The sequence below is a fragment of the Alpinimonas psychrophila genome (genome assembly GCF_014137865.1).
Taxonomy (GTDB): domain Bacteria; phylum Actinomycetota; class Actinomycetes; order Actinomycetales; family Microbacteriaceae; genus Alpinimonas; species Alpinimonas psychrophila.
Map to the genome: position 1 here is coordinate 274182 of NZ_JACGWU010000001.1, position 16694 is coordinate 290875.

The 16694-nt window shown below is 59.4% G+C and carries 11 protein-coding genes; 6 read left to right on the forward strand and 5 right to left on the reverse strand.

Annotated elements, in window-relative coordinates:
• Positions 1 to 5: 5 nt before the first annotated feature.
• Positions 6 to 878, forward strand: a complete 873-nt coding sequence (locus FB555_RS01325; protein ID WP_182483646.1) for a PHP domain-containing protein — start codon at positions 6 to 8, stop codon at positions 876 to 878.
• Positions 879 to 890: 12 nt separating this feature from the next.
• Here FB555_RS01325 and FB555_RS01330 read toward each other — a convergent pair whose 3' ends face one another.
• Positions 891 to 2354: a DEAD/DEAH box helicase gene (locus FB555_RS01330; RefSeq protein WP_182483647.1), complete on the reverse strand. Its 1464-nt coding sequence runs from the start codon at positions 2352 to 2354 to the stop codon at positions 891 to 893.
• Between the two features lie 123 nt (positions 2355 to 2477).
• On the opposite strand from FB555_RS01330, the gene FB555_RS01335 reads away from it, so the two are divergent.
• On the forward strand, positions 2478 to 3197 hold the full coding sequence (locus FB555_RS01335) for a ferritin-like fold-containing protein (RefSeq protein ID WP_343046366.1): 720 nt from the start codon (positions 2478 to 2480) through the stop codon (positions 3195 to 3197).
• Between the two features lie 68 nt (positions 3198 to 3265).
• On the opposite strand, the gene FB555_RS01340 is transcribed toward FB555_RS01335, so the two are convergent.
• Both FB555_RS01340 and FB555_RS01345 read right to left on the reverse strand, forming a co-directional pair.
• The gene (locus FB555_RS01340; protein WP_182483648.1) at positions 3266 to 3568 is read right to left on the reverse strand and encodes a hypothetical protein; all 303 of its coding nucleotides are present in this window, start codon (positions 3566 to 3568) and stop codon (positions 3266 to 3268) included.
• A 2-nt stretch (positions 3569 to 3570) separates the two neighbouring features.
• Positions 3571 to 3795, reverse strand: coding sequence for a DUF3107 family protein (locus tag FB555_RS01345; protein WP_182483649.1), 225 nt, complete (start codon positions 3793 to 3795; stop codon positions 3571 to 3573).
• Positions 3796 to 3930: 135 nt separating this feature from the next.
• On the opposite strand from FB555_RS01345, the gene FB555_RS01350 reads away from it, so the two are divergent.
• Both FB555_RS01350 and FB555_RS01355 read left to right on the forward strand, forming a co-directional pair.
• Complete coding sequence (locus tag FB555_RS01350) at positions 3931 to 7263, forward strand: PD-(D/E)XK nuclease family protein (protein WP_182483650.1); 3333 nt, start codon at positions 3931 to 3933, stop codon at positions 7261 to 7263.
• Positions 7260 to 10661, forward strand: coding sequence for an ATP-dependent DNA helicase (locus tag FB555_RS01355; RefSeq protein WP_182483651.1), 3402 nt, complete (start codon positions 7260 to 7262; stop codon positions 10659 to 10661). The genes FB555_RS01350 and FB555_RS01355 overlap by 4 nt, the downstream gene beginning before the upstream one ends.
• On the opposite strand, the gene FB555_RS01360 is transcribed toward FB555_RS01355, so the two are convergent.
• A complete protein-coding gene (locus FB555_RS01360; RefSeq protein ID WP_182483652.1) occupies positions 10601 to 11680 on the reverse strand; it encodes a phosphotransferase in 1080 nt (359 codons plus the stop codon). The genes FB555_RS01355 and FB555_RS01360 overlap by 61 nt on opposite strands.
• 83 nt (positions 11681 to 11763) lie before the next feature.
• Here FB555_RS01360 and nudC point away from each other — a divergent pair, with 83 nt between their 5' ends.
• Entirely contained in the window at positions 11764 to 12747 is a 984-nt protein-coding gene (gene nudC / locus FB555_RS01365) for an NAD(+) diphosphatase (RefSeq protein WP_182483653.1), read from the forward strand.
• A gap of 56 nt (positions 12748 to 12803) precedes the next feature.
• Entirely contained in the window at positions 12804 to 14543 is a 1740-nt protein-coding gene (locus FB555_RS01370) for an ATP-dependent helicase (protein ID WP_182483654.1), read from the forward strand.
• 786 nt (positions 14544 to 15329) lie between these two features.
• Here FB555_RS01370 and FB555_RS01375 read toward each other — a convergent pair.
• Positions 15330 to 16673 (reverse strand): zinc-dependent metalloprotease, encoded by a 1344-nt coding sequence (locus tag FB555_RS01375; protein WP_182483655.1) that lies wholly within the window; start codon positions 16671 to 16673, stop codon positions 15330 to 15332.
• Positions 16674 to 16694 lie beyond the last annotated feature (21 nt).

Below are 16694 nucleotides of genomic sequence, written 5' to 3' on the forward strand. Positions count from 1 at the left end.
GCAGTATGGATGGCTTTATTCGGGCTCACGGGCCCATCGATCTTCATCTTCACAGCAATATCTCGGATGGCACCGGCACCCCCGCTCAGGTTGTGCGCGATGCCTTCGACGCGGGAGTTCGCACGATGGCGCTCACCGACCACGACACCGTTGATGGCTGGGATGAAGCGGCCAAGGAATGTCAGAGACTCGACATGACCTTCATTCCGGGCATGGAATTTTCCACCAGGGTTGGTGGCGGTAGCGTGCACATGTTGGCCTACCTATTTGACCCCAGCGACGAAGGGCTGCGGGTCGAGATGGCACGTCTGGTTCACGAACGTAGTGGGCGTCTAGAAGAGATGACCACACTTCTGGCGGAAGACTATGACATCACGTGGGATGACGTGTTGGCCCAGTCTCAGGATGGCAGCACTCTCGGCCGCCCGCACCTCGCGGACGCGCTCATCCAGAACTCTATTGTTCAGAGCCGTCAAGAAGCCTTTGCGACCATGCTCCACAGTAAGGAGCGGTATTACGTTCCCACGCCCGCCACGGATCCCGTTGCGGCAGTGAAACTCATTCGCGCAGCGGGAGGGGTTCCGATCATCGCGCATCCGGCAACGAATCGACACGGCGGTGTCGTTCCCCGCGAGTACTTCCTGCAGCTGCATGCTGCCGGGCTCGCGGGTTTTGAGTTGGGGCATCGCGAAAATGTTCCGACGGGAGTCGCCAAGTTGCAGGAGTTTGTTGATGAATTCGACCTCATCGCCACCGGTTCGAGCGACTATCACGGCACGGGAAAGCCCAATCAGCCGGGCGAAAGAGCCACCCTGCCCGAGATGCTGGTTCGCATCATCGAGCAGGGCGTGGGAGCCGACCCGGTTTATCCCGGGTAGTCCACTTCTTTCTTAGACGGCATTACCACCGGCAAGTCCTGGGCCGCGACGACGGTTGCGTGACCTCGGCCGGGGTGGGTTGTTGCCATCGTGATGCTCGTTACCGCCACCGTCGTGCGTTCCGCCGGCCGGCGCACCGTGGGTGCCTTCGGGGCTGACATGCTTGGGTGCATTGTTGACTCGGCGACGCGAGTTGGCGCCACCGTCACTACCCTGCTTGTTGTCGGAACCACGCTCTCTTCCGCCACGAATGCTGTCCGCACCCTTCATCGGTGGGGTCGACTTGAGGCGGCCCTTGGCGGTGGTGGGAATGTTGAGGTCGGTGAAGAAATGGGGGGAAGACGAATACGTTTCGGTGGGGTCGGGCTGGCCAAACTCCAAGGCTTTGTTGATGAGAGCCCACTTGTGCAGGTCTTCCCAATCGACGAAGGTCACGGCGATACCAGTCTTGCCGGCACGACCCGTGCGGCCTGCGCGGTGCAGGTACGTCTTGTCGTCATCTGGGATGGTGTGGTTGATCACGTGGGTGACGTCATCGACGTCGATACCGCGCGCCGCGACATCCGTGGCTACCAGGATCTCTTTCTTGCCTGCCTTGAACGCGGCCATTCCGCGCTCACGTTGTTCCTGGCTGAGGTCACCGTGAACAGCAACAGCGGGGAAACCGCGGTCGGTAAGCTCCTCGGTCAAACGCGAGGCAGCACGCTTGGTGCGCGTAAAGATAACGGTCTTACCGCGACCCTCAGCTTGCAGGATGCGTGCAATCACCTCGTCCTTATCGAGCGCGTGAGCCCGATAGACCAGGTGCTTGATGTTGGCCTGCATGAGACCCTCGTCGGGGTCGGTAGCGCGAATGTGCACGGGCTTGTTCATGAAGCGACGCGCCATGGCAACGATCGGGCCGGGCATTGTGGCAGAGAACAACATGGTGTGACGCGTGGCGGGAATCTGAGCGAAGATTTTCTCGATGTCGGCGAGGAAGCCCAAGTCGAGCATTTTGTCGGCCTCATCCAGAACTATTTCAGAGACATTAGCGAGGCTCAAGAGGCGCTGGCCGGCAAGGTCGAGAAGACGGCCGGGGGTACCGACCACAATCTGGGCGCCCGCTTTGAGCTGCTCAATCTGACCTTCGTACGACTTCCCACCGTAGATGGAGACAATTTTGGTCGCTCGATTGGAGGTGGCAATTTCGAGGTCTTCGGTGACCTGAATGCACAATTCGCGGGTTGGCACGACAACGAGGGCTTTGACGCCGGGCTCAGGGTTTAGGCCGAGGCGCTGGATGATGGGCAAGCCAAAGCCGAAGGTTTTTCCCGTGCCGGTCTTTGCCTGGCCGATGATGTCCTGGCCAGCTAAGGCGAGCGGGATGGTTTGGGTCTGGATGGGGAATGGTTCGAGGATGCCCTTTGCGGCAAGAGCCTCGGCAATATCTGCATCAATTGCAAGGTCAAGAAAAGTCACGGTACGCCTGTTCATAAAAAAGATCCACGCCGGTTCTTTTTAGTCTGCGGCGTAGGGTCAGCGGTCCAATGCCGGTGACAACTCTTCAACTCTACCCCGGCAACGCCGGATATGCCGGTAAAGGCATAGGCTATCAAGGTGTTTGAGTGGTTGAAAAAACGTCGCGCGTCTGCGACTGTCCCCGTTGTCCGACCGCGCTCGGAGGGCATCCCTCGGGGTACGCGCGTTGACTTGGCTGACATGTCTCCTGATCCCGTGGCGTACCTCGGCCAGGTTGCCTATTTTGAGCTGGCCGTCTTCGAGTCCCTGACGAGAGCCATTAATTCTGCGCCCGATCTCGCGGCGAAAGAGGGGCTGACCGCCGCTGCGGGAGAAGTTCTGGCCAAACACCAGGGGGTTGTGGCCGAATTGCGTGCGCTGGACGTCGATCCCGCCGTTGCCATGCAGCCCTTTGCTCCGGCTATCGACCAGTTTGAAAAACTTACTCATGGCCGGGACTGGTATGAAATGTTGCTCGGCGTGTATCTCACGGCCGGGTTCCTTGATGACTTCTTCATCCGCCTTTTGGCTGGTTTGCCGTCGGATATGGGCAAACGTCTCGAAGTCTTGTTGGAACCGGATAGATCGGCAGAGGTTATCGTGGCGGAACTTCGCGCCGGAATTCAAGCCGACGAGAAACTTTCCTCGCGGTTAGCCCTGTGGGGTCGTCGCCTCGTGGGTGATACGCAACTGGTTGCGCGGAGCGCCCTGCACGTTTCCGGCAATCGTGCCACCGACGAAGAGCGCATCGAACCGGTATTCACGGACCTCATTGCCGCCCACACGCGACGGATGGACGGCCTCGGTCTCACGGCGTAGGTCTCACGGCGTAAAACAGTTGCGCGAGTGAGCTCAGGTTCTTGGAGTCAGACCGTATGTTCCTAGGTTTAGGCCGTGCGGCCCGTCCTGGAGAGTTTTGAGAAGAATTCGTCGTCAGAGACGGTCCGGCGGCGACCGAGGATGACGCCCGCACCGAACGTGACGATGATCGTTATGCCAAAGGCGATTCCCCAAATGAGAAAGTCACCGTAGGCGAGGCCGGCCCAGGTCAGTCCCTCCCACAGAACGCTGATGAGCGCCGTGGCAAGGGCAGGGAGGAGAACCACACCCCGACGAACCTGGCCCGAGAGTGCGTAGTGAGCAATCAAGCCAATGATGGCGCCGCCGAGAGCGACGAACAACAACTCCATTACTAGCCGACGAAACCGACGCGGCGGGACTGGTCGTTGCCCAGTTCCACAAAGCCGATGGTCGCTGTGGGGATGATGTACATTTTGCCTTTGTCATCGGAGAGCTTCAGGTAAGGGGCCTTGCCGGCCAGAGCATCAGCGACGAGCGCTTCGATGTCGGCGGGCGACTGGGCGGTCTCAAACCCAATTTCACGAGGTGCGTTGACAATGCCGATGCGGATTTCCACGGAAGTTTCCCTTTCGATGACGATGCCTCAACCCTACACAGCTGAGGGGTCTTCCTCGCGGCGGTTCCGCCCAGAGCGGAGATGACGGCCCCGCCACCATCGCCCCTGTCAGTGGCAACCGCTACCGTTGGGAGCGTGGCAGAGACACGATTTATCCCAACGGCTCACGAGCAGCTCAGCGCGCACACTCTTGATGCATCCCAGCGTGCCGTCCTGGACGCCCCCTTGACGCAATCCGCTGTTGTTGTTGGTGCTCCTGGCTCAGGAAAAACATCCCTTGTGAAAGCGCTTATTGCTCATCGTGTGGAGGGCGGGCTCAGCCCCGACGACATCATCATCCTGACGCCCGGGCGTCAGGCGGCAAATCGCCTCCGAGACGTATTGGCGACCATTTTGCACAGCGCTACCAACGGTGCGATGGCGCGCACGCCCATGTCCCTTGCCTTTTCTCTCGCGGCCGAGAAGGCCGCCCGTGACGGGATGGAGGCACCGCGTCTGCTGACGGGCTCGGAACAAGATCAGATTCTGCGCGATCTTCTAGAAGGAGACATTGCCGATGGTACGGGCCCTCGGTGGCCCGAGAGCCTGTCACCCGAAGTGCGGGCGAGTCGTATTTTTCGAACCGAACTTCGTGAACTTTTTGCCCGCTGTGTTGACACGCAACGGTTGCCGGGCTCCGATGACCTCCCCACGCGACTGAGGGAGCTTGGTACTCGTGCCGGCCGCGAAGAGTGGGTGGCGGCTAGCGAGTTCTGGCGCACCTACATTGACACGATCTCCCAGGCAAAAACGCACTACTTTGATTCTTCAGAAATGGTGGCGATCGCCGCTCTCGCCCTCAGAGATCCCGCGACGATGCCCCAGACAAAACTAGTCGTGGTTGATGATGCCCAGGAACTCACCTACGGGGCGGCAAATATGCTGCGCGCTTTCGCCGATCGAGGCGTTCCCATACTCCTTTTTGGTGACCCCGATGTAGCTTCGACCACGTTTCGAGGTGCCGTTCCGAACTTGTTGGGCGAGGCCAGTACGTATTTGGGGGTGGCGGTCGCCACCCACGTGCTGAAAAACGTTCATCGTCATTCCACCACCATTCGAATGGCTGTGTCTGCCGTAACCGACCGCATAGGAACGGCTTCAGCGGGCACTCAACGCCAGGCCGCGGCGCTGACTCCTTCAGGGAGGGGCTTGGTAGCGGCACCGTCCTCGGCTGCCGCCGTCACCCTGCTCGAACGTGGTAGCCAGTCCACTGAATGGGCGGCCGTTGCCCGCATTCTTCGCGAACATCACATTTTTGGTGACATCCCCTACTCCAGAATGGTCGTCATCGTTCGAAATGGTGGCCTCGTTTCCCACGTGGCCCGGGCCCTAGCGGTCCATGAAGTTCCCAGCCGCACGTTGGTGTCCGATCGTTCGTTGCGCGATCAACCGATCGTGCGCGCCCTCATCTCGGTTGTCGATGTCGCTCTCAACCGGTCGCCCCTGACGTTGGCGCTGACAAATGAGTTGTTGCTGAGTTCGCTCGGCGGTCTGAGCATCCTTGATCTTCGCCGGTTGCGACTGTCACTGCGCCACGAAGAATTGCTGGCCGGAGGAACGAGGACCGGCGAGGAGCTACTTCCTGAGTCCATCGCTGCCGCAGGCCGTCTCGTGAGCATTGACTCGCGACCTGCGCGACGGGCCGCACGTTTCTCCCAGCTTCTGGCCGATACTGCTGCTCTTGGGGCAACGGGGGGTTCCATCGAAGAGTTGCTGTGGTGTGTCTGGGAGGGAAGCAAACTATCTGATCTCTGGGCAGCAGATGCGTTGGGTTCAGGTCTGGTTGCCGACGATGCTAATCGCAATCTCGATAGTGTCATGGCCCTGTTTACCTCCGCCAAGCGTTTCGTCGAGCGCGAACCGGATCGACCGGCGGCCGACTTTATCTCTGAGCTTCTTGCCGCCGATATTCCTGAAGACACCTTGGCACCCCAGTCGTTGGGGCAGTCCGTTCTCGTCTGCACGCCAACCGCTGTCGTGGGGGCCGAATACGACGTTGTCGTCGTGGCCTCACTCCAAGAGGGCATCTGGCCCAACCTCCGTCTGCGCGGCTCACTGCTCCACCCGCAAGACATTGTCGAGGCGCATTATGCCGAGAGTCCGCCGGTGGAGGATCCGCGCCGGCAGGTCGTGGAAGACGAACTGCGAATGTTTGCTCTGTCACTTTCCCGTGCCACGTGCCACGTCTTGGTCACTGCCACGCGCAACGAAGATGCCCAACCATCCCCCTTTTTTCGCCTACTGGCTTCCCTCGAAGCGAAGGCAAATCCCGACCTGCCGGCAGGGTTTCCTTCAGCACCGTCCACGGAATGGCGCCGCGATCTTCCCCAAGGCCGCGACGTTCCTCTGTCCCTGCGCGGCCTGGTCGGAGAACTGCGACGCTCCCTCGTTGAAGAGAGTGGTCGAGAGTCGGCGGATCGCGAAACAGAACCTGTGAGTGCAGCCCTCGTGGAGCTTGCTTTCGCCCAGGTTCCCGGGGCCAACCCCGACGGGTGGTACGGCCTCCGAGGGCCGTCCACGGATAAACCTCTGGTCGACTTTTTGGCAGAACCCGACCAGCTTGTCAACGTCTCACCTTCGAAGCTCGAAGCCTGGGAGAAAAATCAACTCGGATGGTTCATTTCCTCGACCGTCGGCAGTCAATCCAGCACGGCAATGGGGGTCGGTTCACTCTTTCACAGTGTGATCGAGGCTGTTGGCGACAAGAGAATGACCGCTCTTGCTCCTCAGGACCTCTGGCAGCCGATCCATGATCGGTGGCACGAATTGTCTTTCGAAGCGCCTTGGGAATCCGTTCGCGAACAACGGCGTGCCTTCAAAATGGTCGGGGCACTCTCCGCGTATCTTCAAGAATTCGAAGCGTCGGGCGCGCAGGTCGTTGCGGTTGAATGTGAATTTACGGTGCCAGTTGGGCAGGCTCGGCTGCATGGGTTTATCGACCGCGTTGAAAAAGACAGGGATGGCAACATTGTCATCGTCGATCTCAAGACCGGTGCCGTTCCGAGTGGAAAGAATGCCGAAGATCATCCGCAGCTGCTGTGCTACCAGTTTGCGCTTGTGCATGACGGAGTAGATAACGTTGAGCCTGGTTCCTCCTTGGGCGGGGCGCGGTTGCTCTACTTACGGGGCAAAGAGAAGACTGCTTCGGCGCAGGCGACCGAACGTGAGAAGAATCCCGAGGTTTCGGCTGATTCAGCCAGCGAGGTCCCTCCGTACACCTACAAAACACTTAATCAGTCGGCGTTGACCCATGAGCTCAACGTCGAAGGAATCGACCCCATTGTGAACATGGAAGAACGAATTAAAAAAGCTGCCACGGGAATGGCCGGCAGCTCCTTTACCTTTGTTGTCTACACGCGGGAGGAACGAGGCGAATACGACTCGAAGTATGAGAGCCGAATTCACGTTGTTAAGGCGGTATCGGCATGATTGGCGCGACCGAAAGTGATGCCGGAGTGAGCCAGTCGGGCACGAGAACTCCCAGAATTTCGGCCAAGGAAATAGCCGAGAAACTCCATTATCCGATGCCGACCAAAGAGCAAATTCGTATCATCGAGTCACCCCTCACCTCGAGCATTGTTATCGCGGCCGCGGGAAGCGGGAAGACGGAAACGATGGCAAACCGCGTGGTCTGGTTGGTGTCCAACGGCCTCGTCACCATCGATCAGGTTCTGGGCATGACCTTTACGCGCAAAGCGGCGGGAGAACTTGCCGAGCGCATCCGCCTTCGCCTGGCTGATCTCGCCGCGAACGGACTCCTGCCGTCAACCGATGATTTTGATGACATGTTTGGGGCGAGCGTCACCACCTACAACGCTTTCGCTAACCGTATTTTTATTGAGAACGCGCACCTGATCGGCCGCGATTCTGAAGCCCACGTCATGAGCGATGCTTCGGCTTGGCAGCTGGCCCGTCAGGTTGCTAGAGACGGTGCGGTCGACGAAATTACGGACCTTGATCAACGCCTCGACGACGTCACGAAAGCAATCCTTTCGCTGAGTCGGGCAATGAACGACAATTTGACATCGCCGCAACAGGTTTTGGAGCTTGCTGTGGAACTGCGCCGCGAACTTCCTGAAAATCTGCCTATTAGCGTGAATCCTAAGAGCCGTGCCAAGAATCCCAAAGACAGCTTCCTCAAGGGGCGACAGGTAAGTCAATCCCTTCCGGTTTTGGTGGCGTTGGCTCAGCGTTATGACAGCGAAAAGCGTCGCCGCGGCCTCATCGAGTTCAGTGACCAGGTTGCTCTGGCCTATCAAATTTGCACATCTTTCGAATCCGTAGCGAGTGCTTTTCGCGCGCAATACCGCGTTGTTTTGCTCGATGAATATCAAGACACTTCTGTCGTGCAGGCTCGGCTCCTCGCCAAGATTTTCCACTCGGTCGCTGTCACTGCTGTGGGGGACCCTAATCAGGCAATTTATGGCTGGCGTGGGGCGAGCGCCTCCAGCATGGACACTAAAAAGTTTTTTGGCGATTTTGGGTTTGGCGACGGCTCGAAGATTGTCTTTCCCCTGCCTCACAGCTGGCGCAACCCGCAGATTGTTCTCGATGCGGCCAACACGGTTGCCCGGGGTCTCGCGTCTCCGGCCGCGAAGGTTCAAGACCTCATTTTGGGAGATGACCGCAAAACGGGCACCTTGAGCGTGGAGTATCTGCCCACCATCGAGGCCGAGGCCGAGAGTGTGGCCCAGTGGTTTGCCGCTCAATTCGCAACATGGAAGGCCTGTCCGGGAGACAACGCACCGCGTCCCACGGCGGCGCTGCTGAGCCGACGCATCGCCGATCTCGAGCCGTTCAAACAAGCCCTTGATTCGGCGGGGATCCGTTTTCATGTCGTTGGCCTCGGCGGCCTCCTCGAGGAACCTCTCGTGGTAGATCTCGTCAGCGCCCTTCGAGTGATGCACGATGCCACGGCCGATTCTGAACTGATCCGACTGCTTTCGGGCGCACGGTGGCAAATTGCGCCCCGGGATCTCATGGGCCTCAAGCGCACAGCGGTCTGGCTCGCGGCGCGAGATTACTCGCAACACGTTCTGAGCGACGATGTCAAACAGGCTTTGCGTGATTCTGTCGTGCCCGAAGACGGTGCTTCTCTCGTTGACGCTGTCGATTACCTTGCTGAACGCGCGAAAATTCCCGCAACGGCTGTGGAACACATTAGCGAGGAGGGCCTTCGTCGCTTGAAGCTGGCGGGAGAGCAATTGGCTCGGCTTCGGCAGCGCTCCAGTAACGACCTGCGGGAGCTTGTCACCGTCGTCATTCAAGAGCTCGAACTTGATATTGAAACCGAAGCCAACGAAAGATCGACTTCCGGTCAGGCCAGTATCGATGCCTTCATGGATGCAGTGGCGACGTATCTCCAGGCTGACGAGGTGGCAACCCTCGGAGGTTTTCTTGGATGGCTCAAAGAAGCTGAGAAGCGCGAGCGCATGAGTCCTTCCAGCGCGAAGCCTGAGGGTGACGTCGTGCAGTTGATGACGGTTCATGGAGCCAAGGGCCTTGAGTGGCATCTTGTTGCCGTCGTTCGCCAGTATCAAGAACTACCGGGAGTGCAAAGCTCCAAAGCTCAGCCATGGTTGACGTTCGGAGCCCTTCCCGACGAACTACGGGGCGATTTTTCCGACCTGCAACCCCCCTGGAATTGGCGGGCGGCGGATAGCCAGGAGGATCTCGAAGAGTCCTATACCGCGTACAAAGGAGGCCTCCTTATGCGGTACCAGCTCGAGGCGAGGCGTTTGGCCTACGTGGCAATCACCCGCGCTAAGCAGCACCTTCTCCTCAGTGGTTCGTTCAAGTCGTCTGGTAAGACTCTCCTCGGCCCCAACGAATTTCTTCGCGAAATAGAGCACGCAGGATTCTGTGAGAAATTGCCAGCGATGCCCGTTGATGATGAGGTTTCGGCTGAACGTCTGGCATCCGCCAAAGGTGACGTTTCCGCCGGAGTCGAGGCACGCGACGCGGGGGACCAGCCGACGTGGCCCCTTCCCCCGCTCGGAACGCGACGGAAAAGCGTGGAGGGTGCCGCCCAGTGCGTTCGTGACGGCCTCGCTCGTCGACAGTCAGACGGCCTCTCTGGCCCCCTTGCCTATGCCCGCGAGATCGAGCTTCTCCTCGCCGAACGTGCTCGAACGGGAGAAGGAGTGGAAATAGCCTTACCCACTCGGATTCCTGCTTCACGGTTTAAGGACTTCGTCAGCGATCCTGAAGGGGTCGCCCGCCAACTTCGTCGTCCGCTTCCGCAAAAGCCATACCGGGCCACCCTTCTCGGAACTATTTTTCATTCGTGGGTAGAGAATAGGTCGGCCATGACGGGCATGAGCGACGTCCTCGATGCGCATCCGGGAGAACGTGATGTGGCAGAACATGGCGACGAAGGGGTATTCGCGGGCTCGCGGGGGCCTGTTGATGAGGCGAAATTGGCGGAGCTCACCTCAACCTTCCTCGCCTCGCCGTGGGGCCAACGAAAACCTACCGCGGTAGAAATCGAAATTTTGGTTCCGCTTGGGGGGAACACGATCGTCTGCAAGATCGACGCGGTTTACGAGATTGAGTCAAGTCGTAATGATCCGGCTGGACTGCGATACGAAATCGTCGACTGGAAGACGGGAAAAGCGCCGGCCTCTGCGCGCGATCTCGAACTCAAGCAATATCAGCTAGCGCTCTACCGGCTCGCCTATTCGCAGTGGGCCAATGTCGACCTTGAGCGAATTGACGCGTGCCTTTACTTTGTGGCCGAAGACAAAATCGTGCGCCCCGAACGGCTCTATTCCGAAAGCGAACTGGAAGACCGTTGGTTATCGGTCACGGGCGGCATTCCCCGGTAGTCACCTCGCGGGTCGGCACTCTGTGAACCACCGGGGGTGTCCTCTAGGAGCTCGACAACTTGCGTCACAGTGAGAGCCTCATCCAGACCCGGTGCAATGGGGCTCGACGTTTCGGCATGAACGCTGTCGACAAGGCGATCGAGCATGTTGATTGCGTCATCGACGATTTCAGGACTCTTTTGCTCGACACCGTGCAGCAACCAACGGGCAAGCTCAAGCTCGGAATAAAGCGTTGCGCGCTGGCGGAGTTTGGGATCTGCCGCGGATCGCCGTGCCGCCGAGTACGCCCCGAAAGCAATGTCCTGAGCGTCGAGATCAACGTTAATCATCCAGTGCAAGTCCCACGCTGGGTCTCCCACGCGAAGCGTTGCCCAGCCGAGCACCGCGGTCAAGGAGTCTTCGCCGACCAGGAAAGAATCTGCATTCAAAGATCCGTGTGTGACTGTCGGCTCGAACATCCACAGTGCGGCGTCATCAACCGCATTCTGCCAACGCGCCACCAAGGCGGCGGGAAGTAGGTTTGTCGCTCGGGCTTTGTCGACGAGCTCGCGAGTCTGTTTTTGCACCTCAGGCGCATAAAAAACCGGCAGGGAGGCATCGACGACGAAGCTCGTCGGTAACGCGTGGATGGCCGCTATTCCGCGCCCCACCGAAACGGGAACATCGCTGTCTTGGCGAAAGTCGGCCAACGAGACGGAGGTGCCTTTTAAGAAGTCAAAAATGAGCCCAAAGGTTTTGCCGATGGTGGCGCGGCCGATGACAGTAGGGACCTCAAAGGCGAGGCGTGAACGGATGCCGGCACTCATGTGTTCGAGGGCATAGAGTTCGCTGCTCAGCTGCGCTTCGGCTTCGGCGGAGTTCGGGACGCGCACGAGAAGTTCACGTCCGGCGGCGTTTTCAACCACGGCTGCAAAAAAATCTCCATGCTCGCCTGTGGAAAAACTTGCGGACCGAACGGGGTCGAAATCAGCTACGGCCGATGTCGCTAACGCCGCTAGAGTGAGATGAGATCTGGCCATGAATACAGGCTAGGTCGACTCGGCGCTTCAGTGGCCTAACGCCACGCCTTGAGGCGCTCCCCGTTCTCGATTGAGTGAGTGCCATGTCCCGCGATTTCAGTAGCCGCCTTGCTCTTTCGCGACACTCCACGGACCGCAACGGTGTGGCACGAACGCGGCCCGACCTGTTGGCCGAACTGTGGGCGGATGAGGCCACCCGCGTTATCGTGATGTGGAAGGGCCGGACGCGTCTGGCACAGGGGGCACTTGTCCTGCTGGCCCCGAGTGACATGGATTCCCTGGGCTTTGTTCTGCGCAGCGACGATGATTCGCTCCGTCTGTACCTTGGAGAATCCATCGAAGAGGCGCCCGGGGAAGCCGCGGGCACTTCTTTTATTGCGGTGATCCTGACCGACGAACAAGCGGCCATTTTGGGTGCGCCCGAGGAAGACTGGTCTGATCTACGCGTCGTGGCTCCCGTACTCACCGACCGCGATGCTGGGCTCTTCACGCAGGCTCTTGCCCTCGCAAACTGGCACGTCTCCTACGGTCATTCCCCTAAAACGGGGTCGAGAACCATTCCCGATCAGGCCGGCTGGATTCGAGCATCCACCGTCGATGGCGCCCAAGTTTTTCCCCGGACTGATCCGGCCGTGATTGTCATGATCACCGATCACGACGACCGCTTGCTGCTCGGAAACAATGCCCTGTGGGAAGCGAACCGCTACTCGCTGTTGGCTGGTTATGTTGAGCCCGGTGAGTCGCTTGAATCGGCCGTGATTCGCGAAGTTTTTGAAGAATCCGGTATTGACGTTGTCGACCCCGTCTATCTTGGGTCGCAGCCGTGGCCTTTTCCGGCGTCCCTCATGTTGGGCTTTCACGCCAAGCTTGCCCCGGGAGCCGACCCCGAGAAGCTGACCCCGGATGGCGAAGAAATTCTGGCCGTTCGGTGGTTCACGCGCGACGAATTGCGTGCCTCTACCGAGAGCATTATTTTGCCGGGACCCGTCTCAATCGCGCGGGCCATGATCGAACATTGGTTGGGCGAAACCCTTGATCAAGACGTCACGTGGTTGGGAACACGCTAGGTGACGCACCAGACTGACATGACCGCGATCGAGACTGAGACCGAGAGCGTGATGCAATGACGGGATCGCTCGTTCCCGCCACGCCGGAAGAACTTTTGGCCGCGCTCGACCCTGAACAACGTCAGGCTGCCGAAGAATTGCGGGGTCCCGTTCGTGTGCTCGCCGGGGCTGGAACCGGAAAGACTCGGGCCATCACACATCGGATTGCCTACGGCGTTGCCACGGGAACGTATTCTCCCGATCGCGTCTTGGCGCTCACCTTCACGGCCCGGGCCGCGGGCGAGATGCGCACCCGACTACGTCACCTTGGTGCGGGGCCGGTGCAGTCCGTCACCTTTCACTCGGCGGCGCTGAAGCAACTCGGCTATTTTTGGCCCCAGGTAGTCGGTGGGCAGACACCGAGAATCCTGGAGAAAAAGAGTCGAGCATTAGCCGAAGCAGCCAATGTGGCGGGCACGAAAGTTGATACCGCGACCATCCGTGACCTTGCGACGGAGGTCGAGTGGCGCAAGGTGAGCAACCTGACGCTTGCGGCGTACGAAGTTCGCGCTCATGGGCGATCCATGCCCGGCGGATTGGCGGTGTCCCAAGTTATGGCCATTCAGCAGGCCTACGAAAACCTCAAAGATGAGCGGGCCCAAATAGATTTTGAGGATGTTCTCCTGCTGACCGCCGGAATGATCGAGAGCGAACCAGCCGTTGCGATGGAGGTGCGCGAACGCTATCGATTCTTTGTCGTTGATGAGTACCAAGACGTTTCGCCCCTTCAGCATCATTTGTTGAATCTGTGGCTGGGCGACCGCCAAGACCTCTGTGTCGTGGGGGACGCCAGTCAAACAATTTATTCTTTTACCGGGGCCACCAGCGATTACCTTCTCGAATTTCCTTCGGCCTTTCCCGATGCGACTCTCGTGCGGTTAGAAACCAATTACCGGTCGACAGGACCCATTGTCACCGCGGCGAACGCTCTCATGCGTGATCGCGCGGGGGCTCTGCAACTCACTGCCCAAACGGCTAATGGTCCCGCTCCTGACGTGAGTACGTATCCTAATGATGCTGCCGAAGCACGAGGGGTGGCCGCCCGCATCGCGGGTGAAATTGCGTCGGGTACGAAACCCGAAGACATCGCGGTGCTCTATCGAATCAACGTTCAGGGTGCCGCGCTTGAGCAGGCCCTCTCGGATGAGGGAATTAACTACCTGGTCCACGGTGCGACACGGTTCTTCGACCTTCCCGAAGTGAAACAGGCCATTCTTGCCCTTCGGGGTGCCTCTGTTTCAATCTCGGGGGAGCCGCTATTTAAATCGGTCAGTGACGTGCTGCGGTCTCTCGGTTGGACGCAAACGGCTCCCGATACTCTGGGTGCCGTGCGCGCAAAATGGGAGGCGCTGAACGCCCTCATGGTCCTGGCGGATGAGGCGAGAACGGGAATGAGTTTTCGGGCCTTCACCGATGAGCTGATGGCTCGCCAAGAAGCCCGTCACGAGCCCACCATGCACGCTGTTACGCTGGCTTCGGTGCATTCGGCTAAGGGCCTGGAGTGGGAATCCGTGCACATCATTGGAATGTCTGAGGGTCTGATACCGATCAGTTATGCCACAGGTATCGAATCGATCGCCGAGGAACGACGACTGGTGTACGTTGCCGTTACGCGGGCGAGAAAACGCCTTTCAGTGTCCTGGTCGGAACAGGGGTCTCAGCGCGCCGGCTCGCGATCGGTGTCACGTTTTGTGGCAGAGCTTGGCATGCGCATTCCGGCCGGCGGCGGTAAGTCGCGCGTGTCGTCCGGCCAGTAGCGCCCTCCACGTGAACGACCTCACCACTGTTGAGACCGTCGCAAAGGTGGTGGCGATTACGGAGGCCTGTTGGCATTCCTGGGCCCGCTGCATTGTCAATCCATCGGGTAATCATGGCGGCCACCTCCAGGCTGGTGCGTGCTGTCTCAAGGTGGCTTCGACGATTCAATAATTGCGTGGCGAGAATGGGCCACGTGGTGTCTCGATCTGCGTGGTCAAGGTAGACGCAATGTAAACAGGGCCCCACCCCCGGCGTCACAAAAGGTCCGATTCGAACGAGTGTGTCTCCAAAGAGAACAGGGAGGTGGGCAACATCACGTCGAAGCCAGGCGCCGCTTTGGTCGGGGCGGAGGACGTGATGTCCGAAGATAATGGCGAGGTCTGGCTCCGCGGTCACAACGAGGTGTCCACTGGCAATCAACATTGATCTCACGTGATCGGCGGCACGGCCGCTGCCGTCGATGCTGACGCGCCAATAGGGAATCGCATCCACGTCATAGAGGGCAGGAGCAATCATCTCCAGCAACGTTTCGAGCGCATCCGGGTTCATCCCAGCGTCGCGGGCAATGGCGTGCAGTGAAACCTCACTCACCCCGGCGCTCAAAGCGGTGAGGACGCGTTCGGAGGCCGTCGTCATGACGGGAACGTGCGCCACCGCTTCGTCAGCGCCAAATTGCACGCTGGAGGGAGAGCGCCAGAGCATGATGTGGGATGGATCGAGCTTGAGCATGTGGCCATCGTGGCCCACCGGAGAGAAGTCGCGCGCGAATCCTCCACAGCCCGTGACTACGGTGTCGGTTCGTCGAAGTCTTTGCCGTTGAGGAGGTCTTCCAAAGCACGGTCCATCTCGTCTGGTTCCGCTACCTCACCGAGCGCCTGGGCCGTCAACCTCGCAACGAGGGCGCCGGGGTTATCAAGGTCCTCGGCGGTGGGCATCAAGTCCGGATGGGACCAGAGGGCATCCCGTGCCTGGGCTCCGATGGCCTCAGTGATGAGCTGCCACAAAACAGCTGCTTCTCGGAGACGACGGGGACGCAGTTCCAAACCCACAAGAGTGGCAAAGGCAGATTCGGCCGGTCCCCCTGAAGCTCGACGCCGCCGCACCGTTTCCGCCATGGCGCTCGCGCGGGGGAGCCTATTCGTGGCGGCTGAGGTCACGACATCTACCCACCCTTCAATGAGGGCCAACTGTGTCTCCAAGCGCGCGAGAGCGGCCAGTTGCGCCTCACTTTTTGGCGGGATCAGGGCACCATTTGCCATGGCGTCGCGAAGTTCTTCGGGGTTCGCTGGATCGAAGTTTCCGGCGAGTTCCTCGAGACGCGTCACGTCGATCGAAATACCGCGGGAAAAGTCGCTAATGGAAGAGATGAGGTTCAGGCGCAACCACCGTGCGTGGCGAAAGAGTCGAGCGTGGGCGAGCTCGCGCACCGCGAGGTAGAGGTGGACTTGGTCCATCGGGATATCAAGTCCCTCGCCAAACTCGGCCATGTTCTGGGGGACAAGAGCTGCTTGGCCGTCGTCGAAGAGAGGGATGCCGACGTCGCCACCGGAGACAACTTCGGTGGAGAGCTGGCCGACGACGTGACCCAATTGCATGGCAAAGAGGGTTCCGCCGATTTGTTTCATGAGCTGGGACGCTCCGGCAATCATGCCCTTCATTTCTTCGGGAGCCTGATCCGTGAGCACGTTGGTCAGAGCGTTCGCGATGCTGTTGGCAACGGGTTCAGCGAGCTGAATCCAGAGTGGCATCGTGGCGTCGATCCATTCCAGGCGAGTGATGAGACGCGGGGCTTGCACGAGGTCAGTCACGTCGGTGACGTCGGCCAACCAGAGTGAGGCAACGTGGAAGGCCTGATCAATTTCGGCACGTTGGATAGCGGTCACGCGCTCAACGCCCGTTTCGGCAATGGATTTCGCTTGGTCCGTTGCCTGCCCCCAATTGATCGCGTCACCCCCGGCGTTCATGGCGGCCTGAAGCTGGCTCATGAGGCGCGCCAAGCTTTCCGGGTCATTAGGCAACCCTGCGGCGCCTGCCAGCTTGCCAGCATCCACCCCTTCTTTACCTGACAGGATGTCACGCAACATGTCCCGAAATTCATCTTCGGGTGTCGGATTGTTGTCATCCGTCATGATGGGCATCCTTAAATAAAA

Coding starts and splice junctions, on each gene's coding strand:
- FB555_RS01325 (WP_182483646.1), top strand. CDS start 6: ATGGATGGCTTTATTCGGGCTCACGGGCCCATCGATCTTCATCTTCAC.
- FB555_RS01330 (WP_182483647.1), bottom strand. CDS start 2,354: ATGAACAGGCGTACCGTGACTTTTCTTGACCTTGCAATTGATGCAGAT.
- FB555_RS01340 (WP_182483648.1), bottom strand. CDS start 3,568: ATGGAGTTGTTGTTCGTCGCTCTCGGCGGCGCCATCATTGGCTTGATT.
- FB555_RS01355 (WP_182483651.1), top strand. CDS start 7,260: ATGATTGGCGCGACCGAAAGTGATGCCGGAGTGAGCCAGTCGGGCACG.
- FB555_RS01360 (WP_182483652.1), bottom strand. CDS start 11,680: ATGGCCAGATCTCATCTCACTCTAGCGGCGTTAGCGACATCGGCCGTA.
- nudC (WP_182483653.1), top strand. CDS start 11,764: ATGTCCCGCGATTTCAGTAGCCGCCTTGCTCTTTCGCGACACTCCACG.
- FB555_RS01370 (WP_182483654.1), top strand. CDS start 12,804: ATGACGGGATCGCTCGTTCCCGCCACGCCGGAAGAACTTTTGGCCGCG.
- FB555_RS01375 (WP_182483655.1), bottom strand. CDS start 16,673: ATGACGGATGACAACAATCCGACACCCGAAGATGAATTTCGGGACATG.